The organism is Aminobacterium sp., from assembly GCF_034926885.1.
Classification (GTDB): Bacteria; Synergistota; Synergistia; order Synergistales; family Aminobacteriaceae; genus Aminobacterium.
The window spans coordinates 62,935-86,450 of sequence record NZ_JAYFQR010000018.1; the positions used below are offsets into that span (position 1 = coordinate 62,935).

General features: G+C 36.1%; 24 protein-coding genes. 8 read left to right on the forward strand and 16 right to left on the reverse strand.

The genetic code is table 11. The annotated features are described in order from the left end of the window. From VB083_RS08425 to VB083_RS08460, 8 genes are all read left to right on the forward strand, one after another. Complete coding sequence (locus VB083_RS08425; protein WP_323401964.1) at positions 1-1,239, forward strand: glycosyltransferase family 4 protein; 1,239 nt, start codon at positions 1-3, stop codon at positions 1,237-1,239. A gap of 40 nt (positions 1,240-1,279) precedes the next feature. Further along, entirely contained in the window at positions 1,280-2,629 is a 1,350-nt protein-coding gene (locus VB083_RS08430; protein WP_323401965.1) for a UDP-glucose/GDP-mannose dehydrogenase family protein, read from the forward strand. A gap of 16 nt (positions 2,630-2,645) precedes the next feature. Then, positions 2,646-3,290 (forward strand): hypothetical protein, encoded by a 645-nt coding sequence (locus VB083_RS08435; RefSeq protein WP_323401966.1) that lies wholly within the window; start codon positions 2,646-2,648, stop codon positions 3,288-3,290. Between the two features lie 2 nt (positions 3,291-3,292). After that, on the forward strand, positions 3,293-4,411 hold the full coding sequence (locus VB083_RS08440) for a DegT/DnrJ/EryC1/StrS family aminotransferase (protein ID WP_323401967.1): 1,119 nt from the start codon (positions 3,293-3,295) through the stop codon (positions 4,409-4,411). Positions 4,412-4,425: 14 nt separating this feature from the next. Beyond that, positions 4,426-5,427: a Gfo/Idh/MocA family oxidoreductase gene (locus VB083_RS08445; RefSeq protein WP_323401968.1), complete on the forward strand. Its 1,002-nt coding sequence runs from the start codon at positions 4,426-4,428 to the stop codon at positions 5,425-5,427. Positions 5,428-5,463: 36 nt separating this feature from the next. Beyond that, on the forward strand, positions 5,464-6,465 hold the full coding sequence (locus tag VB083_RS08450; RefSeq protein ID WP_323401969.1) for a hypothetical protein: 1,002 nt from the start codon (positions 5,464-5,466) through the stop codon (positions 6,463-6,465). 818 nt (positions 6,466-7,283) lie between these two features. After that, the gene (locus tag VB083_RS08455) at positions 7,284-7,772 is read left to right on the forward strand and encodes a hypothetical protein (RefSeq protein ID WP_323401970.1); all 489 of its coding nucleotides are present in this window, start codon (positions 7,284-7,286) and stop codon (positions 7,770-7,772) included. Between the two features lie 84 nt (positions 7,773-7,856). Further along, a complete protein-coding gene (locus tag VB083_RS08460) occupies positions 7,857-8,951 on the forward strand; it encodes a glycosyltransferase (protein ID WP_323401971.1) in 1,095 nt (364 codons plus the stop codon). Positions 8,952-9,624: 673 nt separating this feature from the next. Here VB083_RS08460 and VB083_RS08465 read toward each other — a convergent pair. From VB083_RS08465 to gcvPB, 16 genes are all read right to left on the reverse strand, one after another. Further along, the gene (locus VB083_RS08465; protein WP_323401972.1) at positions 9,625-11,007 is read right to left on the reverse strand and encodes a polysaccharide deacetylase family protein; all 1,383 of its coding nucleotides are present in this window, start codon (positions 11,005-11,007) and stop codon (positions 9,625-9,627) included. A gap of 45 nt (positions 11,008-11,052) precedes the next feature. Further along, positions 11,053-11,952, reverse strand: coding sequence for a CoA ester lyase (locus VB083_RS08470; RefSeq protein WP_323401973.1), 900 nt, complete (start codon positions 11,950-11,952; stop codon positions 11,053-11,055). Continuing rightward, complete coding sequence (locus VB083_RS08475) at positions 11,949-12,419, reverse strand: MaoC family dehydratase (protein ID WP_323401974.1); 471 nt, start codon at positions 12,417-12,419, stop codon at positions 11,949-11,951. Before VB083_RS08475 ends, VB083_RS08470 begins: the two co-directional genes overlap by 4 nt. Positions 12,420-12,462: 43 nt before the next feature. Then, positions 12,463-13,368 carry an AAC(3) family N-acetyltransferase gene (locus tag VB083_RS08480; RefSeq protein ID WP_323401975.1) on the reverse strand — a complete coding sequence of 302 codons (906 nt, stop codon included), beginning with the start codon at positions 13,366-13,368 and terminating at the stop codon, positions 12,463-12,465. An 85-nt stretch (positions 13,369-13,453) separates the two neighbouring features. Then, positions 13,454-14,752: a lipopolysaccharide biosynthesis protein gene (locus tag VB083_RS08485; RefSeq protein ID WP_323401976.1), complete on the reverse strand. Its 1,299-nt coding sequence runs from the start codon at positions 14,750-14,752 to the stop codon at positions 13,454-13,456. A gap of 45 nt (positions 14,753-14,797) precedes the next feature. Continuing rightward, positions 14,798-15,910 (reverse strand): hypothetical protein, encoded by a 1,113-nt coding sequence (locus VB083_RS08490; RefSeq protein ID WP_323401977.1) that lies wholly within the window; start codon positions 15,908-15,910, stop codon positions 14,798-14,800. A gap of 9 nt (positions 15,911-15,919) precedes the next feature. Further along, positions 15,920-17,353, reverse strand: coding sequence for an MBOAT family O-acyltransferase (locus VB083_RS08495; protein ID WP_323401978.1), 1,434 nt, complete (start codon positions 17,351-17,353; stop codon positions 15,920-15,922). Positions 17,354-17,373: 20 nt separating this feature from the next. Next, complete coding sequence (locus tag VB083_RS08500; RefSeq protein ID WP_323401979.1) at positions 17,374-17,916, reverse strand: ArsR family transcriptional regulator; 543 nt, start codon at positions 17,914-17,916, stop codon at positions 17,374-17,376. A gap of 102 nt (positions 17,917-18,018) precedes the next feature. Continuing rightward, entirely contained in the window at positions 18,019-18,954 is a 936-nt protein-coding gene (locus VB083_RS08505) for a DMT family transporter (RefSeq protein ID WP_213690465.1), read from the reverse strand. Positions 18,955-19,061: 107 nt separating this feature from the next. Then, positions 19,062-19,562, reverse strand: coding sequence for a sigma-70 family RNA polymerase sigma factor (locus VB083_RS08510; RefSeq protein ID WP_213695489.1), 501 nt, complete (start codon positions 19,560-19,562; stop codon positions 19,062-19,064). Next, positions 19,559-19,927 (reverse strand): D-Ala-D-Ala carboxypeptidase family metallohydrolase, encoded by a 369-nt coding sequence (locus tag VB083_RS08515; protein WP_213690467.1) that lies wholly within the window; start codon positions 19,925-19,927, stop codon positions 19,559-19,561. Before VB083_RS08515 ends, VB083_RS08510 begins: the two co-directional genes overlap by 4 nt. Next, on the reverse strand, positions 19,884-20,081 hold the full coding sequence (locus VB083_RS08520) for a YvrJ family protein (protein ID WP_213690468.1): 198 nt from the start codon (positions 20,079-20,081) through the stop codon (positions 19,884-19,886). The genes VB083_RS08515 and VB083_RS08520 overlap by 44 nt, the downstream gene beginning before the upstream one ends. Before the next feature lie 70 nt (positions 20,082-20,151). Then, positions 20,152-20,358, reverse strand: a complete 207-nt coding sequence (locus VB083_RS08525; protein ID WP_213690469.1) for a DUF2922 domain-containing protein — start codon at positions 20,356-20,358, stop codon at positions 20,152-20,154. Between the two features lie 82 nt (positions 20,359-20,440). After that, entirely contained in the window at positions 20,441-20,656 is a 216-nt protein-coding gene (locus VB083_RS08530) for a DUF1659 domain-containing protein (protein WP_213690470.1), read from the reverse strand. Between the two features lie 129 nt (positions 20,657-20,785). Further along, positions 20,786-21,916, reverse strand: a complete 1,131-nt coding sequence (locus tag VB083_RS08535; protein ID WP_213690471.1) for an ATP-NAD kinase family protein — start codon at positions 21,914-21,916, stop codon at positions 20,786-20,788. Between the two features lie 6 nt (positions 21,917-21,922). Beyond that, positions 21,923-23,509, reverse strand: a complete 1,587-nt coding sequence (gene gcvPB / locus VB083_RS08540; protein WP_323401980.1) for an aminomethyl-transferring glycine dehydrogenase subunit GcvPB — start codon at positions 23,507-23,509, stop codon at positions 21,923-21,925. Positions 23,510-23,516: the final 7 nt, after the last annotated feature.

Consider the following 23,516-nt stretch of genomic DNA (forward strand, 5'->3'; position numbering starts at 1 on the left):
TTGAAACTCTGGATAGTTAACCAATATGCTAGAACTCCATCTGTATCTGGCATAACGAGACATTATGATATTGCTTTAAAATTAAATCAATACAATGTATCTACAACTATTATTAACGGCAATCATGATCATACTGGCAACGTTATTCCAAACTCGCTAAATAACAAAATAGAAAAAAGTCAAAAGCCCTATTTTTATAATCATAATGGCGTTAACTTTTTAACTTTTCATGTAAGAAAATATGCTGGTAATGCTTCCGTTGGTCGTGTATTAAGTATGGTGTCTTTTTATCACGATGTCTTTAAATATTTATCTCAATCAACGGATAAACCTAATATTATATGGGGATCTACAGCCCATCCATTTGGAACGTTAGCTGCATATAAACTTAGCAAAAAATTTCAAGTTCCTTTTCTTTATGAAATAAGAGATTTATGGCCTTTATCTATAATTGAAATTGGAAAAGTTTCTCGACATCACCCTTTTATCTTATATCTTGATTATCTCGATAAACTTTTTGCGTTTAAATCAAATCTAATAATTACAACTGCCCCCCTTATGAAAAAATATTATATTGAGCGGTGGAATCTTCCTGAAAGTAAGTTTTTATGGATTACAAATGGGACAAATCTCTCTATGGAGACAGAAGATGAAGCTAATCAAGGTCTTCTCGCTAAAAAAAAGAAGGGCACCCCTTTCCGAGTTGTATATACTGGAGCATTGGGACAAGCTAATGGTTTGATTGACATACTACAGGTAATCTCTGCACATAAGAAAGAACTTCGCAATTTTGAATTCCACTTTTGGGGAGAAGGAACTTCCCAAAAATCACTACTTCGTTATATTAAAGAAAAAGGCCTTGCATGTTTCATACATGCCCCCGTATCAAAGGAAAAAGTCTCACTAGTACTCCAATCCGCAGATGCTTTTTTATTTTATCTACGTCCATCTGTTTTATATAAATATGGAATTAGTTTAAATAAGCTAGCGGATTATCATGCTGCTGGTAAACCAATCATCGCCGTTGGTGAATGTGCTCAAAACCCTGTGATTGAATCTGGGGCTGGTTTAATTGCTTCATCAGTACGAGATCTACCTCAAGTCTTATTAAAATTTGAACAATTAAGTGTTGAGGAGAAAATAGCAATGGGGGAAAAAGGTCAACAATACGCCCAAAAACACTATAATTGGCAATTTTTAACAGAAAAATTATATACTCAGCTTAAATATACTTCTTAATTTGTTTATAAAACTTCTCAATAGATAAGGAGAATATATTTTGAATATCACCATTATAGGAACTGGATATGTTGGATTAGTAACGGGAGCATGTTTCGCCGAAGTAGGAAACAACGTTTGTTGCGTAGATATAGATGAAAAAAGAATAAACATGCTTAATTATGGAGAGATTCCTATATATGAACCAGGCTTAAAAGAAATAGTTGAACGAAATGTTTCCGAAAAAAGACTTTCTTTTACAACTGACACAAAAAAAGGAATATATTCGGGAGAAATTATCTTTATTGCTGTAGGGACACCTTCAAATGGAGATGGCTCTGCATATTTAGAGTATATCTATGATGTTGCAAATAATATAGGAATTTATATTAATGAATATAAAATAATTATAGTTAAATCGACTGTCCCTGTCGGCACTACTATTAAAATAAAAAATATTATTAAAAAACAAATACTTGAACGTCAAGCCAATGTCCCTTTTGACATCGCCTTTTGCCCCGAATTTTTAAAAGAGGGATCTGCTGTTAATGATTTTATGAAACCGGATAGAGTAATAGTTGGTCTCGAACAAAATGGTCATTTAATAAAATATGAACGAATAAAAGAGCTCTTTGCGCCATTTGTACAAAGAGAAGACCGTTTCCTCATCATGAATGTAAGTTCCGCAGAACTTACCAAGTACGCATCTAATGCTATGCTTGCTACAAGAATTAGTTTTATGAATGAAATTGCAACTTTTTGTGAACAAATAGGTGCTGATATAAACGATGTGAGGAAAGGTATGGGAGCAGATAGTCGAATAGGAAGTGCATTCCTTTACGCAGGGATAGGATACGGTGGTTCATGTTTTCCCAAAGATGTAAAGGCATTAATACACACCGCATCTCAGCATAATATTGATCTAAAAATATTAGGATCAGTCGAAAAAGTAAACAATAGACAAAAAATCCGAATCGTTGATTTTTTAACTTCTCACTTTAGAAACAATTTAACAAATAAAACTTTTACTTTATGGGGATTAAGTTTTAAACCACATACAGATGACATTCGAGAAGCACCCTCTCTTGCAATAATTCAGGAACTTGTCAAAAAGGGAGCAAAAGTTAATGCCTATGATCCCATTGCTATTAAAAACACCCAAAATTACTTTAAAAATACTCAAATACAAGACTCCGTAACATATTTTAGCAATAATTATGACGCATTAGAAAACAGCGAAGCTCTTATAATTGCAACAGAATGGCCTTTATTCAGAAAACCAGATTTTGAGGAGGTTAGGAAACGTTTAAAATCACCTTTGGTTTTTGACGGGCGGAATATCTATTCTCCTTCTAAAATGAAAGATTTGGGCTTTATTTATTATAGTATTGGAAGAGAAGCAATAAAATGAAAGGATATTTATTAATATGGAAAAATCATATGTCATATATCCAGAAACAAAAATAGGAGAAAATGCGAAAATTGGATTATTCAGTTTGGTTGGATATCCTTGCAACGGTGAATTTTCCCACAATATAACTGTTATCGGGGAAAATGCAGTTATCCGACCTTACTCAATTATTTATGAAGGAAATACTATCGGGAATAATTTCCAAACTGGAGCTGGCGTAAGCATCAGAGAAGCAAATATTATAGGAAATAATGTAAGTATAGGAACTCATTCAGTAATAGAACATCATGTTGTCATCGAAGATGGAGTAAGGATTCACTCTGACGTATTCATTCCTGAATATTCAGTTTTAAAGAAAAATTGCTGGATTGGTCCATGTGTAGTTGTTACAAATGCTTTACATCCTAAGTGCCCCAAAGTAAAAGACTGCATCAAAGGAATCACTGTAGGAGAAAATACAATTATTGGTGCAAACGTAACAACACTTCCTGATATTTTTATAGTATCTAATTGTTTAATTGCAGCAGGATCGCTTGTTACAAAATCAATAGAAGAATCGGGAGTTTATGCAGGAACTCCATGTAAAAAAATCATGGAGTTAAAAGATATAAAATGCCGATACAACTTAATTTCTAACCCTTATTGCCCGGAGGTAAAATAAAAATGCATTTGCCGCTCGTAGATTTAGAAGCTCAATACACTTCAATAAAGCAAGAAATTGACGGTGCTATTTCTGAAGTTTTAAATAGTGCCCATTTTATTAATGGAAAGTGGGTTAAAGAGTTTGAAGAAAACTTCGCTTCTTACCTCGACTCTAAATATTGCGTTTCTTTAGGAAATGGAACAGATGCCATATATCTTAGTTTAAAAGCAATAGGAATTAACAAAGGTGACGAAGTTATTACCGTTCCTAACACTTTTATTGCAACAAGCGAAAGTATATCCCTCGCTGGAGGTAAAATAGTTTGGTGCGATATCGACCCAGACACTTATTTAATGCGTCTCGATAATCTTGAAAGTTATATTACATCTAGAACTAAGTGCATTATTCCAGTTCACCTTTATGGTAACCCTGTTAATTTATTTGCTTTACAAAAAATAGCAAAGAAACACTCTTTGTTTATCTTAAGCGACACTGCACAAGCTCACGGAGCTAAAATAAACAACATGAGTATACCTAGTCTTAGCGACATAGCATCATATAGTTTTTACCCTGGGAAAAATTTAGGAGCCTACGGAGACGGTGGTGCTATTGTTACGAACAATAAAATGTTAGCTGAAAAGGTTCGATCTATAGCAAATCACGGACGAAAAGAAAAATATATCCATGATCAAGAAGGGATAAATAGCCGTTTGGATTCAATTCAAGCTGCCATACTCAATGTCAAGCTCAAATATCTCAATAGTTGGACAGAGAAAAGACAAATGCTTGCTGCTACGTATACAAAAAAATTAGCAACGATACAAGGGATCAAAACGCCTCATATAGAGGAAGGAGTATCTCATGTTTATCATCTTTATGTAATACGATTGCTTAATAAATCCAGAGATGAATTAAGGGCATTTTTAAAGGATAAAGGAATTGAGACTGGCGTTCATTATCCTTTGCCTCTTCACCTTCAACCGGCATACGAGGAACAAACCTCTGAACTAACAAAGGAAAGATTAAAACAAACGAAAGAAATATCAGATCAAATACTGTCTTTACCACTTTATCCAGAGATGTCATATGACGATATAAATTATGTTTGCCTCGCAATTGAAGAATATATGAATAAATAAAGGAGTTATCCATTATGTATAAATTTGCACTGCTTGGCTGCGGCCGAATCAGCAAAAATCATATAGAAGCTTTAGCAAAATTAAAAGAGGAAGGCAAAGCAGAACTTGTTGCCTGTTGCGATCTTGTTCGAGAAAAAGCCAATACTGTGGCTTCTCAAACAGGGTGCGTTCCATATTACGATTATGCATCAATGCTTAACGACGGAAAGTTTGATGTTGTTTCTATTTGCACTCCTTCTGGCCTTCATCCAAACCATGTTACAATGGCTGCACATGCGGGGAAACATGTTCTTAGCGAAAAACCGGCAGGCACATCTTTAAAATCAGTAGATGCAGCTATAGAAGCATGTGATAAAGCACACGTCTATTATCTTGTAGTGAAACAAAACCGTTTTAACAAAACCATTCAACTTTTGCGTAAAGCTCTTGAAGCCAATCGCTTTGGTCAGATTTATATGATTACATCTAATGTATTCTGGACCCGCCCACAAGACTACTATAACCAAGCCAAATGGAGAGGAACTTGGGATTTTGACGGCGGATGCCTTTCAAATCAGGCCGCTCATTATGTGGATATGGTTCAGTGGATGGGCGGCTCTGTAGAAAAGGTGAGCGCCTTCAGTTCTACTCTCGCACGACGAATTGAAGCAGAAGACACTATAGTTGTGAATATCAAATTCAGAAGTGGTGCTCTTGGCTCTATAAATGTCACTACCCTTACCTACCCCAAAAACCTTGAGGGCAGCATCACTATTCTCGGAGAAAATGGAACGGTACGAATTGGTGGTGTCGCCATGAATAAAATTGAAACGTGGCAGTTTGCTGATAACGATCCCATGGACGAAGCTATCAATGAAGTTAACACTAATCCAAAGAGTGTCTATGGTTCTGGACACTTTGATTACTATGGTCACGTTATGGATGTTCTAGATGGCAAAGCGTATCCTATAGTTACAGGGCGAGAGGCACGAAAAACTGTGGAGATAATTGAAGCAGCGTATAAGAAAACAATGTAAATATATTTTTTATATAAATATTAATGGAGATTAAACATGAAAAAATTATTATTGATAAGACCGATCAGTTCTAAAGGAACGCCTGTTAGTGAAAGGTGTAATGCTTATTTAAACTTTTTTTTAAAAAATGACATTAGTGTTCAAACATATAATTCTCCTCGAAATATTAAAGAACTAATCTCTCTTTATTTTTATATCTACAAATGTCACTTTAGAAATGTTTTTGTCACCATGCCTCCCTTTTCTATAAATTGGTTGCTTTGTTTTCTGCCATGTATTAACGTAATAATAGATATAAGGGACGGATGGTCTTTAGCTATAGCAATAGGATATGGTGAGACAGTAGCCCCCCAACCCATTAAAGCCCGAATAGCAAAATTTGTAGAATTTATGGGGATAAGAAAGGCAAAACGAACAATAACTTGCACACACGGGTTGCAAAATTATTTGCAACAGCTTACCCAAAGAAACATCCTTCTAGCAATGAATGGTGTTAATGAAAAAGATATCGAAAAAGTTACCGAACTTAAACGTAAAAAAGACAAAAAACGCAGCAAAAATGCCTTAATTAAATTTGTATGTGCTGGGAAATTCTCTGAATATGGGAAAGGAAAAATTGTATCCATAATAAAAAAGCTAAAAGAATCTTACCCTTGCAATAATTGTTTAATACAGATATTTGGAGCTGATGCCGCTGCTAACAATTGGATATATTCTTATATTGAGGAGGAGAAAATAGATAATTTATCTCTAAAGATTTTACCCCGAATATCAAGAGAAAAATTATTTTCAGAAATTATTGATAGTGATATTTGCATAACAATAATTAGGGATCCTAGATATGATTACGGCACAAAAATTTTTGATTATATTTTATGTGAAAAGCCTATATTAAACTATTTTGATGAAGAAAATAATTTCACAAAATTTTTTCAAGGATATTTGACGGATTCTAAAAGTACGATCAAAAATAAAATATATTCAAGAGAAGAAAATTTAAACAAAGTAGGAAAGGAAATTCTCTCTTGCTTAAAATAAATTTACGGTCAAAAAATGATTAGCATTGCAAGATTATTATCTTGGCTTTATGTTGCAGCTTTTATAGGGGTCGGAATCAGTTATGGGAAATTTTATTTCTTCCATTTTGTAGCATTTCCCACAATGTTCCTTCTTCTTTATTATGTTTTCTTTTCGCCTCGTATTGTTACTAAACAAAAAGGATATACTTTCTTTTATTTTTTTTGCGGCTGGTCTTTTTTATCAATCTTATGGAGTCTCAACAAAAGCTACTCTCTCATATACTTATTTTATCTTTTTTGCGGAGGAATTATCCTTTGCTCAACAATGTATTGGATGAATAGTCTAAATATGCAACTGCGTATTTTTAAGTCTCTTATTTACGTCGTAAGCGCTGACATTTTATTCTCACTACTAGAAGTCTTTACACAATTTAGACTTCCTATTTCACCTTTTTCCAAGTGGTTGTCCTTTTTTGGAAGATCTTCAGCAAACTTTATATCTGAAAACACAATGTTATATGTAAAATCTACGCCTACAGGATTTCATTGGAATCCTAATAATCTTTCTGCTGTAATGATCATGGTCCTTCCTTTTTTTCTTTTCTCATCTAAGAAAAGAATTAAGTTTTTAGGGGCTCTTACTATTCTCCTTTTAATAATAGCAGCTGGATCAAGAGGATGTTTTTTAGCTTATTTATTAACGTTATTTGTATGGGGGCTTACATTTTCTCCTAAAAGAGCAATAAAAATGCTTTTTTTCTATCTGCCTATATCATTATTTCTACTCTCTTGTATTCTTAATATACCTCAGATAAAGCAGTCTCGAAAATATCGGATGTGCTTTCATCCTTTTCAGCACTAAAAACCTACCTTACAAAAGACATTGCTAATTACAATGGGAATTCAATTTCAAAACGCCAATATTTTATAAAAAGGGGAATATATCAACTGAAGCTTACCAAAGGATTAGGAGTTGGAGGAGGGGCTTCTAAAGCAATTTTTGAAAAAGAGAAACATTCGGCTGCTAGTATGCACAATTTCTGGGTAGAATTACTTGTAGAAGGAGGCGTTCTTGCCGGCGGCGGTTTTATTTTATGGTACATTTGGATAGCAATAAAACTCTATCACCTGTATCACAAAAGCAAAAAGATTCCCTCTATACTGAATAGTACTATTATGTATTTTAGTGGCTCCCTATGCACCAGTATGATAGGATTTGCTTTTGCTTCTGTAAGCACGAGTTCCGTTATTTATGTTCTTCCTATGTGGATTATGCTTAGCTTAGCCATAGCAACCCTCAATAATTCTCACTCGATAAAAATTTAGAATAAAGAAACAGTATTACGAGTCTATGTTTTTATTCTTTAGCAAAATGGATAGTATGATTTAATAAAAAGTAGAGGTGCAATTATGGAATTGTTAGTTTTGGCAACAGATTATCCTAAAAATAATGAAGATCCCTCTTTAATGTACATTCATACTAGAAATCAATATTATGCAAAAAATAATATTAAGGTTACTGTATTAAATTTTAAAACTCATAGAAGTTACAAAATAGACAATATTAATGTCATTAGCTTACAAGAATATAAGAAAAATCCTAAACTTTTTGATATCCTTGTTTCTCATGCACCTAACTTGCGAAATCATTTTTTCTTCTTAAATAAATATGGGAAAAACTTTCCTGCTACTGTCTTTTTTTTTCATGGTCATGAAGTCTTACAGATATCGGAAGTATACCCTAAACCATATGATTATATAAAATCATCTCCGATAATTTCCCAAATGATTAGAAACTTATATGACGAAATAAAATTTAAAGTATGGAAAAAATATTTTACAAAAACGATAAGTAAATCTTATTTTGTTTTTGTAAGTAATTGGATGTTCCATATGTTTTTGAAATACATAAAACTAGACGCCCTCATAATTGAACCTAGAACACAAATTATTCCTAACGCCATTGGGAAAAATTTTGAATCAAGCATTTATGATATTAATGCAGATAAAAAATATGATTTTATCACTATTAGAAACAATCTAGATGGAGCTAAATATTGTATAGATCTTGTCACAAATATTGCCTTATGTAATCCTAAATATACGTTTTGCGTAATTGGAAAAGGAAATTTTTATAAATACAATAAAAAACCTGAAAATCTTCTTTGGATAAATAAAAATTTAGATCATTCCGAAGTTATAAGATACCTCAACATATCACGATGTGCATTAATGCCAACAAGGACTGATTCTCAAGGTGTCATGGCTTGTGAAATAGCAACGTTCGGGATGCCATTAATTACATCAAATATTGATGTTTGCGAAGAAATTTTCTGTGGATTCAAAAATGTGTTTTTTATAGATAATGAAATTAAAAATATAAATTTAGATTCAATATATTCTGATATAAAAAAATGGCAAATGAAAGGGAAAAATTTAAAATATTTTAGCGAGAACACTATGTTAAAAGAAATAAACTTATTTCAAAGAATATTAAACGGCTAAACTTAATATATAAGCATAGATTAGGCTAGGTAGCGTCAATATTTCCCGAGCATTTGTTTTCTAGAAGAAAGCTTTTACAACTTATCAGAAGAAAGGATTTTTCTTTTCATGATCTTGTCGTATAAACATAAAGTCACGCTGTGTCCATGTACTTTCGAGTACTCCATTTTTGTCGAAGCTACTCGTCGTTCAACAAGTCCCAGTTAGCTATTGGAGACGAAAAGACCAACATCCTTTAATCCACGTTCCTCCAGACGGGAAAAGGAAGCTTTTCTTCTCTTGGCTTGATTAATTTTATAAATGTTTCGAAGGACAGATATCTTTGCTTCGATATTTTGAGGATAACTTAACTCACTTTCTTATGAAGATTTCCTGTCCTGTTTTCCATTCGCTCAAAAAATGGTTTATATCGACGACCCGCGTTGCCTTCAGCTTCCAGGAAACTGTCGCGTCTTTTTATCTTAAAAATTATTGCATGTTATCAGAAAGTATTCATCCCAACACCATAAAGCGAAAAGAAGTCCCTATATCAGCATATTTTTTCTGTCTAAGTGGAAGGTAGGTTCTGCTTTATAGGAATCAGTGCAAACTGTAGCGACAGATTCTCCTATATACGACTACTCTTAGGAATGGTTAGCAAAATTTTAATTCCCAATGGAAAAGAAACACAAAGTTACCCAATGATGAGATTCTTATAAAATTCAATTTCTTCAGGGAGCACAAAGTGATTATTATGCCAAAGTACAACAAACTCCCCCCTATACTTTTTACAAGCATCTTTCAGTTTCTTCGCATAATCAAAGGCATCATGATAAGGCAAGTTCATATATCGTTTATCAAACAAAGAACATTCCATTATCGTCAATGGATGTTCCCATAAATTTAGTGGCTTTCTTTTCTCTAAATCATATACTTGAAAGGGATAACAAGTACCACATCTAAAACCTGCATAATCTGCGTAAGAAAGCGTCGTATCATAACGTAGCCCAGCCTCTGCGTAATTACGCCATGTCTTAGGAGCCTCCCATCGCAGGTAATGCTGACGTCCACCCCATATCGGCTGTTCTATACCAAGAGACACACATGCTTCTTGCAAAGCAGAATATTCTTTCAGTGTCAACACTGAATCGCGATATGTCTCATAACTACCATGGAAGCCTATTTCATGCCCTCTGTTGTGAATAAGTGTCATAATGTTTTTTATCTCTGGGCGCTCAATGTAATAATCCCCATCAAAGTGAACCCTATTAAGAGGAATAAAGTAAAAAGCATCTTTACTCCCAACAGATTCCCCTATATCCATAATCAACTTGAAAGTATAAAAAGGATCACGTTCTAAGTGTCCTCTTTTAACGTCAATCCAACGTAATGTCCTATCAATAGCACGTGTCAAATCATGTCTCTTTATAATATCAGCGCCAAAAGACCTTATACATGCCCATAAAGGCTTAAATAAGTTCTCAAAGGGGGAATCAACATCATGGGTCAACTTCATAGCAAATGACCTCTGTTTGCGCTCTAATCTAGGCCAGAGTTTTTTCATACACCACCATAGAATTTCAATATATTCATTTACAACTGGCCTATGCAAATAATTATTTTTATACCCATGTGATGCTGTAGCAGGAAACCGCCCGTGACAATCTCGCTCTGCGCTTACGTACTCTTCCATGCGAGAAAGGAAATAGAACGCACTCCCAAAAAGATCAAAATTTAAACAAATTTGTTCTTTGTTAATCTCTAAAAAGGGTTTTCCTGTATCTATGCCGCATAAAGGTATTTCTATAGAACTCAAATCATCTCTACCACTCAAAATAGGAGTTTTTGCCATGTAAAGTGGCACTGGCTTAATTTTTTCTTCATTACTCCATGGATTCACCGCTTGGAACATTCCCTCAACACTTATCTTACATTGACTATTATTCATAGATATAACAAAATAACTTTTATCTGAAAAAAAAAGGCAATATGGAACACCTAAAAAATCTTCAAAAATAACTTTAAGAATGTACTTTGTTTCTTCTTTAAAACCAGTTGGCACAATAATTTTAAGCAAAAAAACGTCCCTCTTTTTATATTTCATATTCAATTCATTAAATATCTATCTTAATTTTCCCATTATAAGCTCATTTTTTTCAACTATGTTTTGCGCTTGTGCCACCATAGGTGGCCCTATAAATTTATTATTTTTCACGGCAACCCCTTTCCCTTCTCTCTCTGCCTCCTTTGCCAATTGCAGCATTTCTTCTGCATCTGAAACGTCCTCCTCTGAAGGGGAAAAATACTTATTCACTAACGGTAATTCTTTAGGATGCAACACTAACATCCCTTCAAACCCCAAATTTTTAGCTATAACTAAATTCCTCTCTAGGTCTTGAAGATCATGCACCTTAATATGGACAGTATCTATAGGTGCTACATTATTAGCTCGAGCAGCTAATGATATCAACGCTCTCGGAACAGAAAGACTCTGTCCACCTTTATCATGTATCCCTTTTAAGTCTGTTACAAAATCTTCACAACCAAAAGCAATAGCAATAACTCTTTTTGAGGCCTTACAAATATCTTGCGCATTCAAGACCGCAGCTGAAGTTTCAATAAGAGGAATAAGTTTAAAAGTTCCCAACGGAAGTCTTTTTTCATATTCTAGAGTTTCTAAAAGCTTATCAATAAAGTAAATATCTTGGCCTGTATACGATTTAGGGTACATAAAGCCACTTATCCCTGGAATCGTTAACTGCATAAGATCTTTAAGTAATTGTCCGCTTTCTCTGTCATTAATCCTAGGGAAAATAACTTGCTTAAATTTTTTTTGACTTACATAACGGACGATATTATCTCGTGCTATTTGCTTATTTTCATATGGAAGAACGGAATCTTCAACATCAAGCAACAATACATCAGCATCAGCCTTCATAGCGCTATTTAAGAACTTTTCATTATGAGCAGGAACAAACATTAAGCTTCGAAGTATGTATTTTTGCTTCTCTAGCCCCTTCATGATATTTCACCGCTCTTTCTCTTCACTAAAACTTTTCTTCTAAATCTTAAAACATCGATATTTTTTTGATTATAGCCAATAGTTTCTACATCTACTATTCCACGATCTAACTTCGATTTAGATAACCTCTTTAATAACACTCGCGTTTTGGCATAAATGGTATCGCCAATAAAAACCGGAGCAAGATGCTCAATTTTTTCATAACCCAAGTTAGCAATAGCTTTTCCACTAATATCAGGAACCGTCATTCCCACAACCAGTGAAAAGACTAATGTGCCCACTACTAAGATACGGCCATGTTGCTGATCACAAGCATAATGCATATTTAAATGAACAGGATGATGGTTCATCGTGAGCAAACAAAATAAGTTATTATCGCTTTCAAATATTGTCTTAGAAAGGGCATGGTATATGACATCTCCTTCTAAAAAGTCTTCATAAAAATTCCCTAAATTACTTGCTTCCACGACATTCCCTCCAATCAGCATTAATAAACAATAATCATTAAAACTATATCTTATTTATTATTGCAAAAATCGGTTCTAACAAAAAAACCCTGATTATTTTTTTATACTTTTTTGCGTGCAAACAATCCAACAAAAATTTTAGATATTTTTTTTCAGAAAAAGTCCACGAAAGTCGACACCCATCGCAACAAGGGTCATTACAAAAAAAGAACGACGGATTTTTTTTAAGGAGATCCAATTCTACTTCTAGCGTTTTCTTCATATCTGTTATTTTCGCTTCTGCTTCCCCTACATACCCCTCTGATAATATGGCTCCTGCCTCACGATAATGGGGTATAAACTTAATTAAACCTTTAACACATATACCCGACCAATTTAGTTTAAATAACTCATGCTCACCAAATTTATTTTTATAAAAAACTCCAAGAGAAGGGCGTTTTTGTCTATAACCTAAACTCCCTATTGCAACATGAGTAGTTCCTACACCTACAACTTGTTCATCGGTTCCTATTTTAAGATTTTTCCCTCCCATATTAGCCATTTTACGCAATACATCGTAGGCATATGACTCGGGAGTATGACTTAACATAAGCTCTTTCGCCAATTTACCTATTGCAGCAAATTTTTGTATAGGATGTGTACTTCTAATCACATTCGGATGTTCTAGTATTGCATTAGCCAATGCGCCAGCATAAGAGGGAGTTTTTTCACCTGTTATCTTCCTTTTTTTCCTCGTAATAATAGGCAATCGATATACGCGGACAAAAGAATCCGTAACAATTGTTCCTTCCGGCCCTATTACGTCTAATATAGCTTCAAGCACGGTTTTCGCACCACCAGGAACGTACCCTATTGATTTTAAAGACATTTTTACATTAATTAAATCTCCTCGTGATAACCCCAAGGATCGTAAATCTTCAATAATCCGTTCTTTTTTCACCTCATCCATGGAAAAAGCCTCCCTTATGAATCATACCTACTCCTTTTTATTTTTTCGTCTCTACACGTTCCCAACAAGGGGAAATAAAAAATAATCAAAAATCAGAATCATTAATTAAATTTATTATTGCTTTACGAAATAGTAAATAGTTCAAAATAAACAGGAAAACCATAACGGTAACATAAAAGCTAAGACTTCTTATCGGAGTAACATCAAAAAAAGAAGAAGCACTGAAAGATAAAAGGACGCCTATTATCCTTAGTAAATTCCATACAAACACTGTCATCTGCTTCTCCAACGCATTCAACTGACTCAATGGCGAGACAATAAATCTTACATACTCTAGAATTGCTAAAATTTGAACGTAAACCCCTGCTTCGTACCATTGAGACCCAAAAATTAAAGTAAAAAGTTTCACTCCCCCAAAGACTAATATCGCACAAGGGAAAAAGCCAACCATCGCTAATCGCTTAGTTGTAACATATAAAAGTGGTAAAAGTGCCTGAGGATTAGTATATTTAAGTTTTGTTACTTCCCTTACATATACTTGGCTCACTGCTTGACTTATAAAAGAAAGAGGGGTCTGAATTACTCTCTGTCCTAATGCAAAAAAGCCTGCAACTTCGCCACCATAAAAAGCCAAAAGGAAAATAGGAACTAAATTGTTAGCTGCAACGTTCATTAAAGCGGCTGGAGCAGATAAAAGAGGAAAATTTTTATAACGTTTTAAAACAAAAAGCATTTTTTTATGTGAAATTTCTTTAACTCGATAAAATCCCTTCCCTATAATCTTTTTCTTTAAATACCAAGAACCTCCTCCTTGACCAATCATCCCACCTAAAATAAGCGCAAAGGTTCCCATACCTGCAATCCCGCCAACTATTTGTGTAGTAGCTCCTAGCGTTTTCTGCCACACACGAGTTCTTGCCAAATCTTTAAAACGGTCAAATCGAATTGCTAAACAGGTAAAGACTTGATATATTCCTAACGATATAACAAAAAAAGGCAATAAATAGGCATAAAATCCAAGCTGATTAATCACTTTAATATCTAATTTTATTGACTTCAATACAATAAGAACGATAAGCAAAAGCCCCCCTATTAGCAGAGACAGGAAAATACTTACAAAACCTAACGCCAATGAATCCTCTTCTTCCTCAGGAATGGGTATGGCCCTTTCATAAGCTAAACATGCAAAAGAAACCAACATTCCTCCGAAAGAAGTAAAAACCGAAAAAATTCCGAATTCTTCTGGCGAAAACAAACGAGTCAGAATAGGAGAAACTAAAACTCCAATTACATGACCTAAAGCCGTTCCGCCAGCAACAATCGTAATTTTTTTTATAAAAGACTCCTTTAAAAATTTAATTTTTATTTTTTTAAAAAATACCATTTAATTCTCCCAAAATATATAAAGCAATAATTTTATATATCCAATTTAAAAAGTCTTTAATGGAGCATCCCTACGAAAATTATTCTTAAATAACTTTAAATCTTTTACCCTTGTTTTTTTATCCAATGTTTGGCCCCCATAGTTTTTAGATAAAAGATAATAGCGTAGTTTCTCTAAGGTATAATTTTTTGATTTTTGCTCTGGACAATTTAAAGCATAAAAAATAAATGAACCCAGTTGAGCTCTATAGTGCGAACAATCGTAAAACAAATTTAAGTTTGTTGTTTTATCGTTGATAAAAGCAAAATCACAATAATCTAAAAACTGTGCAACTCTCATTTTCACGGCTTCAAATTTGTCATATTGTGCTGAAATCCAAATTGTTGATAAAAGATCTGAAGATATAGGATTAAAAAACACAACAAGCTCTACTCCTTCAGACTTTGTCGTTTCAATTATTTTCTCAAGGCAGCTAAAAGACTCTTCATGTAAAATAAAACTCTGATATTTTTCCAAGAAGTCATTCATAATACGTTCATAAATTTTATGGTCACTTTGTAAAAATTTCCCCCTTCTAATATCCCAACCTTTATAAAAAAGTACTTGATTTGGTTCCTTTTGGCTATTTAGAAAAGTATCTTTTACCATTCCTCTAAGTCTCGCTGTTTCTTGCAATTTATATGCCATATATGAAAACCAATTTCCAGAAATTTTATCTAGTCGTTGTTGAGAAAAACCATTTCTATTCCTAATAAAATTTTCTTTATTAAATTGAAAAAAGTCTAATCCTAAATAGACTTTTTTAGGCTTATGAACTCTAATCATAAACTTTAGATATTGGTACGCATCTCGTATGGATAAAGAACTCATACCCATGTTATAGACTTTTACACTCTCATCAGGATAGTCATCAGGACATAACCCTACATAAACCCGAGAAGACCCCAAAAAAACCACATCTGGTTTTACCATACGATATTCATATGGTTTAAAGAAGTCTAAATAAGCAGGTTGTGATACTTTATAGTTATTGAATCCTTTTATTATAGGAAAATGCCAAATACCTAAAGGATCGACAACGATAAGAGTTCCCCAAAAGATAGAAATCCCAACTCCTACAATAAAAAGCCAAAGCAAAACTAATTGTCTATTTTTCATCATAAAACCTCAAAATTGAAAATAAAGGAATTCTGTTGGTTTTGTACTTATAAGAACAACAGCCAGAACAAAAACAATCGCGGCAATAACTATTTTGCTTCTGAGAAAAGCATATGCTTTGACATTGTTTACATTTTTATAAAAGGGAACAATCTCCCACGACTGAGGCACAAATAAACAAATGAGAAGACAAGTCAGCAATTCTGGGAAGTGCATTTCTCGAAATAAAGATACCCCGAAAGAAGAAATTCCTTTTAATCCTAACATCGCTTTTATAATTTCTATGCTTTGAGTAAGCGAATGTGCCCTAAATAACACCCATCCGATTGTAACGCAAAAAAAAGTTACACCCCATTTTAAGATCACAGTGTATTTATTATAATGACGATTAATTTTGAACAAATTAGATATCACCTTATGTCCTAAAAGCAATAAGCCATGATATAGCCCCCAGAAAACAAAAGTCCATGAAGCTCCATGCCATAATCCACCTAATGTCATTGTTATTAAAAGATTTCTATATTGAGCTAACTTCCCTTTTCTATTTCCCCCCAAAGGGATGTAAAGGTAATCTTTTAAAAATCTTGATAGCGTAATATGCCACCGTCTCCAAAAATCTGTAATAGAAAGGGCCTTATAAGGAGAGTTAAAATTAATGGGTAAATTGATATTAAAAAGTTTTCCCAAACCTAGTGCCATATCGGAATAGCCACTAAAATCAAAGTATATCTGGAAAGTGTAAGCAAGGGCACCGCTCCAAGCACTCCAAAATTGTAACGGTTCTGCCCTATCAAAGATAGGAGATACCCAAGGAGACAAAGAATCAGCGATAATCACCTTTTTCGCTAGTCCCACAGAAAAAAGGAATAATCCCAAAGCTACATTTTTATAATTCATTGTGAAAAATTTTTTCTTAGAGAAAAAGGGTACAATTTCCGGGTAACGAACAATTGGTCCCGCAATCAACTGAGGGAAAAAAGAAACAAACAAGGAATAATCCAACAATGAAGAAGCCACTATCTCCCCTTGATAAACCTCAACTAAGAAAGCAATTTGTTGAAATGTGAAAAAAGAAATTCCTAATGGAAGGAAAACATCTTTGCTAACCCAATGTGAATACGATAAGGCATAAATATTACTCATAATAAAATTGCCATATTTGAAATAAGCAATAAAAGCTAAATTAACAATAACTCCCAAAAGCAAGAACCATTTTCTATGTAGATTCCCTTTATTAAGCAATTTCGCAATGTAAAAATTAAACCCTATAGAAAACAATAACAAGAAAATAAATGGCGGGTTCCAATAAGCATAAAAGCAAAAAGAGGATACCGTTAGCCATATCAAAGCACCCCTTAAAAGTCCCCTATATGAAAAAAATCTGAAGCCTAGCCATACGATGGGGATAAATAAAAATATAAAGCTATAAGAATTAAAAAGCATTTCACCCTCCGCCTTTATTCTTAATGTTTAGAGGTAGTCTCTTCCCAAATCACAAGCACGTGCCCTTCAAACCTGTCTCGTAACGCTTGCAACTCATCCCTTTTCAGCACTAGCACTCGTATCTTCCGCTCAATCATTTTTTCAAGCTTATCTATTAGACTTTGCAGGTAAGCTCTGTCAATTTCACCAACCAAAACAAGGTCGATAAGGCCAGAGTCAATGCCATTTGCGTAGTCTCCCGTTATGAAGGCAAGTTCTACATTTCCGAGGCGTTTTATAACTTGATCTACAAGCTGGTCGATTCCGAGAGTTTTTGTAACGATGGCTCGTATTTCGGAGAAAAGCGGATGTTTGGTATTGGCCTTATACAGCTTTGTCCGCCCTTCGTCGTGGCTCTCTAAAAGCCCCGCATCTGTAAGGCGATTGAGCTCAACCCGCACAGAATTCGTCGACTCGCCAAACTCATCGGCAAGTTCTCGCAAGTACGATCTATTCTCTGGATTGAGAAAGAACTTTAAAAGCAATTTAACTCGTGTTTTCGATGTAATTAAAGAATCTATCATAAAGATATCTTTTTCCTTTCTCTATTTCGAGTTATTTTATTACTCATAAAGAGTGAAGTCAAATAAAAGAGCGCTTGTAAAAAGCGCTCTTGATCTTTACTATTACACGTTATTTTGTCTGGGGGTTCGTTTGAAGCGGCGTTGAAAGAGATCGGGTGGCAATGCTGCCAATACAATGGCAAGAACGATTATAGTGCTTCCCGCTAATTCATATGCCGTTGGCAGTTCTTTACTCATAAAAGCAGCAAGAGTAATGCCTGTAACTATTTCAACTGTGCAGACGAGGCTTGCTGCTGTTGCCGATATATAGCGCAGAGCAGTGTAATATGCTGCGTAGGCAACAAGACTACCTACACAAGAGAGTAAAGCTATGGCTCCCCACGACTTAAGTGTCAATAGGGGCACATCTGCCCATCCATGCGAAAAATGCTTAATGGCAATCATACAGAGACCACCCCAAACATGGGAATAAAAGATGAGGCTCTCTCGTGATATTATGTTTTCTCGTGCGATTTCACGACCGAGAAGAGATTGTCCGGCCATGCCAGCCACAGCAACGAGGCCCCATAAAATACCTGCCAAAGGCAGCGCCTGTGTTGCATCCTTGCCCGAAAACATTCCAACCCAGACACCAAGAAGAATCAAGAATGAAGAAAGAACCTGTGCCAGTGTAGGGCGTTCTTTCGTAATAATAATTCCTCCCATAAGGGTTACAAGGGGGAAGGTGTAGTGAATAATAAGGGCTGCTGAAACAGTAAGGTATTTCAACGAATATAAAAAACCTGTGTATGTACAAACCACAGATAGAAGCCCGTAAATAAAAAGAGTACATTGATTCTGTAAAGTTACTCGAAAATGTTGCGGGGTTCGTAACACCATAAAAAGTCCGCACCCAATAACGACTAAAAAAGTACGCAATAAGATCACGGTTGTCATATTGACACCCTGAAGAGCAAGAGTTCTGCCGATGGGGCTTACTATCCCCCACGAAATGCCAGTTGCCAACGCTAAAAGAATGCCTAAGAAATGCTTATTCAATGCTATCACCTTGTATACGTTATACGTGCTTATTGAAACAATAGATGCGATTATAGCCCATTTGCGAGAAAAGAGGGAGTGGCTAAACTCCCTCTTTAACAAGCCCTCTAAAATTCATAACGCCTAAGAAGTTCGTCAAGGCGTTTTCTTATTTTCTTTATTCGATAGTGAACACATTGCTGCGTTCTATTAATCTTTTTCGATATTTCTTTTTGGGTGTATCCGTAAAAAAGATGCCGGATAATAAAGCAATCAAGTTTAGAAAAATTGCGCTCTATTAGATCGATGAGATCCACAGGCAGGTGTTTCGTCGGAGCAGGAATAGAAACTTCGTGAGCTTCAGTAAGGGCACAATTATGCTCTTCATACCTATGCCGGCGAGCTGCATCTCGTACTCTACCGGGAAGTCTTTTTCGTAAATATTCACCTATGTCGTTACATGATTCGAGGGGACGTTTTTGAACTAAATGAATCAGTGCCAGACAAGCTTCTTGCTGTAAATCTTCAAAGTCTGCACCACGGCCAGTATAACGACGAGCTGTTTTTTCAATAAGATCAATGTTCTTTCGTATAATATTTTTCAGTGTTAAAGATTTAGAATCAGTCATTCACGATAACTCCTTTCTGTCTTTAAGGCTAAATGAACGAAGTTTCTTTTTCCGTAGGCTATGATGCTTGTAAATCCTGCTTTTTTAGCCAACTTGCAAAAAAATGTCTGTCGAGATTTCATTACAACAACGTCAACTGCACGCCCCTGAGTGTGAAGACTATGCGCAACACCTCCTACCTTTTTGTTATGGCGCAAACATCGAAAACCACTTGTAATAACTAAGGGGTTCTTCCAAAAAAGTCGCAACGCTTCGAGATGATGAAGAAGAGGTGCCCATATTTTTACGTGGCAACAACATTTGCATTGAAACTCGCTAAGATTAAAATGGGGCGTGAGCTGCATTAAATTGACTTTGTTTTTCATAACGTTTCCCTCCTCCCAAATGAGTAATTGCACTTTCCAAACTTCTGATGGCACCGGCCAGATCATCAAGCCTCTTTTCCATGCGCACAAGCAAATATGCCGCTACAGCCACCGAAAAACCGCTTTGAATACACGATGCCAATAAGTCTTCCATACATTTCCCCCCTTTTTTTAAAACACGAAAAAACGGCCGGAAGTGCATTCCGGCCGCATAAGGCCACGTTTTATCCCTCGATAATAGGGGTTACAGTAGTCTCTACAAGCTCAGCCCCAAGAATAGCGGCTAACCCTTTTACAAAGATGTTGTTGTCTATTAAGGATTGCATTGCTTCCTTTACCTCTGTATCTGTAACATCTTCACGTGCATAGCGAAGAGAGAGGGTTCGGTTTTTTCCATCTGCGGTACCAAATTTAAGACGAAGGGTTTTCACTAAAATCACTCCTTTCTGGAAAAAACGGGAGCGGCATCTTTTAAGGATGCACCCCCATCATATAGTATTTTGCGTTTCTTCTCTACTCCACAACGTCTGTATCTACTTTTCGTGTCTCTGCTACTGGATATTCGAGAAGAGATTCGAGCACTGTTGAAATTGTTGCTACCTTTTCAGCTTCAACATCAGAAGAAACTCCTGAAAAGTTGATGGAACGAAGAATCGGATCTCCGCTTTCATTAGAACCGATGTTAACTCGAAGCTGCAGGCGACTTTCTAATGGAAGATAAGCTGCCATTCTTTTTCACCCCCCTTCACCTATATAAGTGTGTTGAAAGGGCGCAAAAAACAAAAAGGGAATAAAAAAAGGCGGCTGTTACGCCGCCTTGAGGTTTTTCTTTCGCTTGAGCATCATTACGTTTATCTATTACATTGCACTTATGGCGTACATCACGAATTCGTTGAACCCGGTAACGATACGTATATAGCCTGATAAAATCTGATCTATAGTCGCATCGCCAGTATCCATAAGCAATGGAGCCCCCTCCAATGCATGTAGTTTTGCCGGCGTAGAGAGAATGAAAATATCGTTGCGGGAGAAAAAGCGAAGAACACGAGGGCTGATCTGCTGATTTCCCCTTCCGAAAAGGAACCCCTGCCCTCCGATAGGTGTAACGATAAGTTTTATTTTTTTATACCGCGAGCAAAGCTTAAGAAGCGTTTCTTCAGAAACATCTTTCGCTATAAGTTTTCCGTTATACACAACATCGACTCCAAGAAGGGTAAAGTCGAGGCCAAGTTCTATCATTAACGCCCTTGTGGTTGTTCCAGGCCCTACTATATAAAGCGTATCAGAGTACATCTCGTTACGAGCCATATAAGCTGCTATAGCCTGTTGAGAAACCTGTTCTGACAGGGCGCTTCCCGCTTTGAGTCTTTGCACTCGTCTTTTCTCAAAGGGAATATTTAGATACCCAAAGAGTCTGGCTGTAACTATGCCCTTCCTAAAGAGTGTTTCATCAATATCCATAACCTCAGCAAGCTTTTCTTGAGTGCTTTTATTATTCAGATACAACTTAGCAAGCTCCCCTGCCTGCTGGGGTGAACAGCCAAAAACAGCTGAATGAATTTTTACACCAGAGGGAATTCCAAGTGCTGTAAGTTCAGTTCCTACACTTTCATATATATCTCTCGCAGTACCATCTCCACCCGCAAAGAGTAAAAGGTCTACATTTTGCTTCAGCGCTTCTTTTGCTGCTAAAAGGGTATCTTCACGAGCTGTTACATGCTCGGAAATAGATTCTCTTAAAAGCACCTCTGGAGAAAAACCACACTGCATGGCAACTTTTTCCCCCATATTCCCAGGAAAGGTTATGAGACGTATTTCATCTTTTATTTCAAGAAGATGCGATAGCGCACACTCTGCACGACTAGGGGAATGAGGAGTCGCCCCCATCTCCCTGGCCCGTGCAATAATATCGGGGCCATCTGTTCCCTTCAGTCCAACCTTACCCCCCATACCAGCAATTGGATTGACGATGAGCCCCAACTTTTTCATAATTTGCTACTCCTTTAGCTCTTTCTTTTCGAAATAGCCATTATATTTTTTCTTATAACTTCTCCACGTAATGGCCCACTTCTCTGGATCGTCAAGATAGGCGTGATCAACATGGTGAATAGTGCTCTTGTGTGGAGCCGTCTTTACCAATTCAGGATTTTCATATGCCTCTTTGACAATCTGCTCAGTAATGGCGATAAACTCGTCTAATTCTTGCTTAGAGTATGATTCTGTAGGTTCGATGGTGAAAGGTTCCGGAACGAGCCATGGTTCGTGGCTTGTCCAATAATGAACGCCAAAGTCAAACATTCTATTTTGAATGTCGCTTGTCGTTACGCCTGTCTCCTCTTTCAGCTTCTGCCAACTGTAACGTACCTGTTCAATACGATGTTCCCCTTCGGCGTAAGGTGCAGAAGCTCCGCGAATAGACAATATTTTTCTAAACATGTAGTTATTATTCAAAACAGCAACTCTGGCTGCTTCTTTTACTCCATCAGCACCAAGGGCTCGAATCCAGGCATAGGCCTTCAGAATCGCAGGAACTGTTCCATAAAAGTTCTTAATCTTACCTACTGAATAGGGAAGATCATCTTTAAGATAGAAACGTTGTGTTTCACTATCTTTTTCCACAATTGGAACCGGCAAGAAGGGTTTCAATCGTTCTGTTACACCAACAGCGCCACTACCGGGGCCACCACAGCCATGAGGTGCAGAGAACGTTTTATGCAGGTTGAAGAAACACATATCGAAACCGGCCTCTCGCGCCCGGGTAATGCCCATTATGCCGTTGAGATTTGCCTGATCGTAGCTGCAAAGACCGCCAACACTATGCACCAAGTCTGTAAACTCTTTAATTCGAGAGTTGTATATACCTATATCTTCAGGGTTTGTAATCATAAGTGCTGCTGTTCTTTCAGAGACAGCATTTTTAAGAGCTTCAAAATCTGGACGACCATCTTTCCCAGGATAAATTGTAATTATTTTGAACCCCTTCAATTTAGCTACAGCAGTGTTTGAGGGATGTGAATATATTGTGGTAATAATTTCATCTTTTGTTTCAGTCTGCCCCGTCTCTTCAAGCCATGCTCTGATGATAGAACCAATAACGTAAATAGCCTGAGATCCGCCTCCGCTTTGAAGGGAGAAGGCATCCATTCCCGAAATGGCACGAAGAGCGTGATCCATGTTATAGATAACTTCGAGCACACCCTGAACCGTTGACTCATCCTGATAGGGATGAAGTTCGCTCACTTTTGGATTCCGTGCCAGCACTTCATTTATTTTGGGGTTATATTTCATGGTGCATGTTCCTTGTCCAATATCAATATTCAGATCAGCACCCAAGTTTTCTTGAGAAAGTCGCAAATAGTGCTTTAAAACTCTCATTTGTGACATTTCTGGAAGATCCGCCCTATCTGAACGAATCATATGAGAAGGAAGCTTTTTCGTATCTTTAACAGTTTCACGTATTCCATCTTCTACTTTAGGCAAAAGGACACCGCGCTCACCTTGTGTGGTGAGTTCATAAATGATGGGCTCATCCCATCGAGCCTGATGGAAGTCTCTCAATTTTGTCTGCATATTCATACCCATGAGCGTT

What these genes read in the sequence shown, in the direction of transcription:
- VB083_RS08435 (WP_323401966.1), top strand. Translation starts at nt 2,646, where the DNA reads ATGGAAAAATCATATGTCATATATCCAGAAACAAAAATAGGAGAAAAT.
- VB083_RS08440 (WP_323401967.1), top strand. Translation starts at nt 3,293, where the DNA reads ATGCATTTGCCGCTCGTAGATTTAGAAGCTCAATACACTTCAATAAAG.
- VB083_RS08445 (WP_323401968.1), top strand. Translation starts at nt 4,426, where the DNA reads ATGTATAAATTTGCACTGCTTGGCTGCGGCCGAATCAGCAAAAATCAT.
- VB083_RS08450 (WP_323401969.1), top strand. Translation starts at nt 5,464, where the DNA reads ATGAAAAAATTATTATTGATAAGACCGATCAGTTCTAAAGGAACGCCT.
- VB083_RS08460 (WP_323401971.1), top strand. Translation starts at nt 7,857, where the DNA reads ATGGAATTGTTAGTTTTGGCAACAGATTATCCTAAAAATAATGAAGAT.
- VB083_RS08470 (WP_323401973.1), bottom strand. Translation starts at nt 11,952, where the DNA reads ATGAAGGGGCTAGAGAAGCAAAAATACATACTTCGAAGCTTAATGTTT.
- VB083_RS08480 (WP_323401975.1), bottom strand. Translation starts at nt 13,368, where the DNA reads ATGGATGAGGTGAAAAAAGAACGGATTATTGAAGATTTACGATCCTTG.
- VB083_RS08485 (WP_323401976.1), bottom strand. Translation starts at nt 14,752, where the DNA reads ATGGTATTTTTTAAAAAAATAAAAATTAAATTTTTAAAGGAGTCTTTT.
- VB083_RS08490 (WP_323401977.1), bottom strand. Translation starts at nt 15,910, where the DNA reads ATGAAAAATAGACAATTAGTTTTGCTTTGGCTTTTTATTGTAGGAGTT.
- VB083_RS08495 (WP_323401978.1), bottom strand. Translation starts at nt 17,353, where the DNA reads ATGCTTTTTAATTCTTATAGCTTTATATTTTTATTTATCCCCATCGTA.
- VB083_RS08500 (WP_323401979.1), bottom strand. Translation starts at nt 17,916, where the DNA reads ATGATAGATTCTTTAATTACATCGAAAACACGAGTTAAATTGCTTTTA.
- VB083_RS08510 (WP_213695489.1), bottom strand. Translation starts at nt 19,562, where the DNA reads ATGACTGATTCTAAATCTTTAACACTGAAAAATATTATACGAAAGAAC.
- VB083_RS08515 (WP_213690467.1), bottom strand. Translation starts at nt 19,927, where the DNA reads ATGAAAAACAAAGTCAATTTAATGCAGCTCACGCCCCATTTTAATCTT.
- VB083_RS08520 (WP_213690468.1), bottom strand. Translation starts at nt 20,081, where the DNA reads ATGGAAGACTTATTGGCATCGTGTATTCAAAGCGGTTTTTCGGTGGCT.
- VB083_RS08530 (WP_213690470.1), bottom strand. Translation starts at nt 20,656, where the DNA reads ATGGCAGCTTATCTTCCATTAGAAAGTCGCCTGCAGCTTCGAGTTAAC.
- VB083_RS08535 (WP_213690471.1), bottom strand. Translation starts at nt 21,916, where the DNA reads ATGAAAAAGTTGGGGCTCATCGTCAATCCAATTGCTGGTATGGGGGGT.
- gcvPB (WP_323401980.1), bottom strand. Translation starts at nt 23,509, where the DNA reads ATGGGTATGAATATGCAGACAAAATTGAGAGACTTCCATCAGGCTCGA.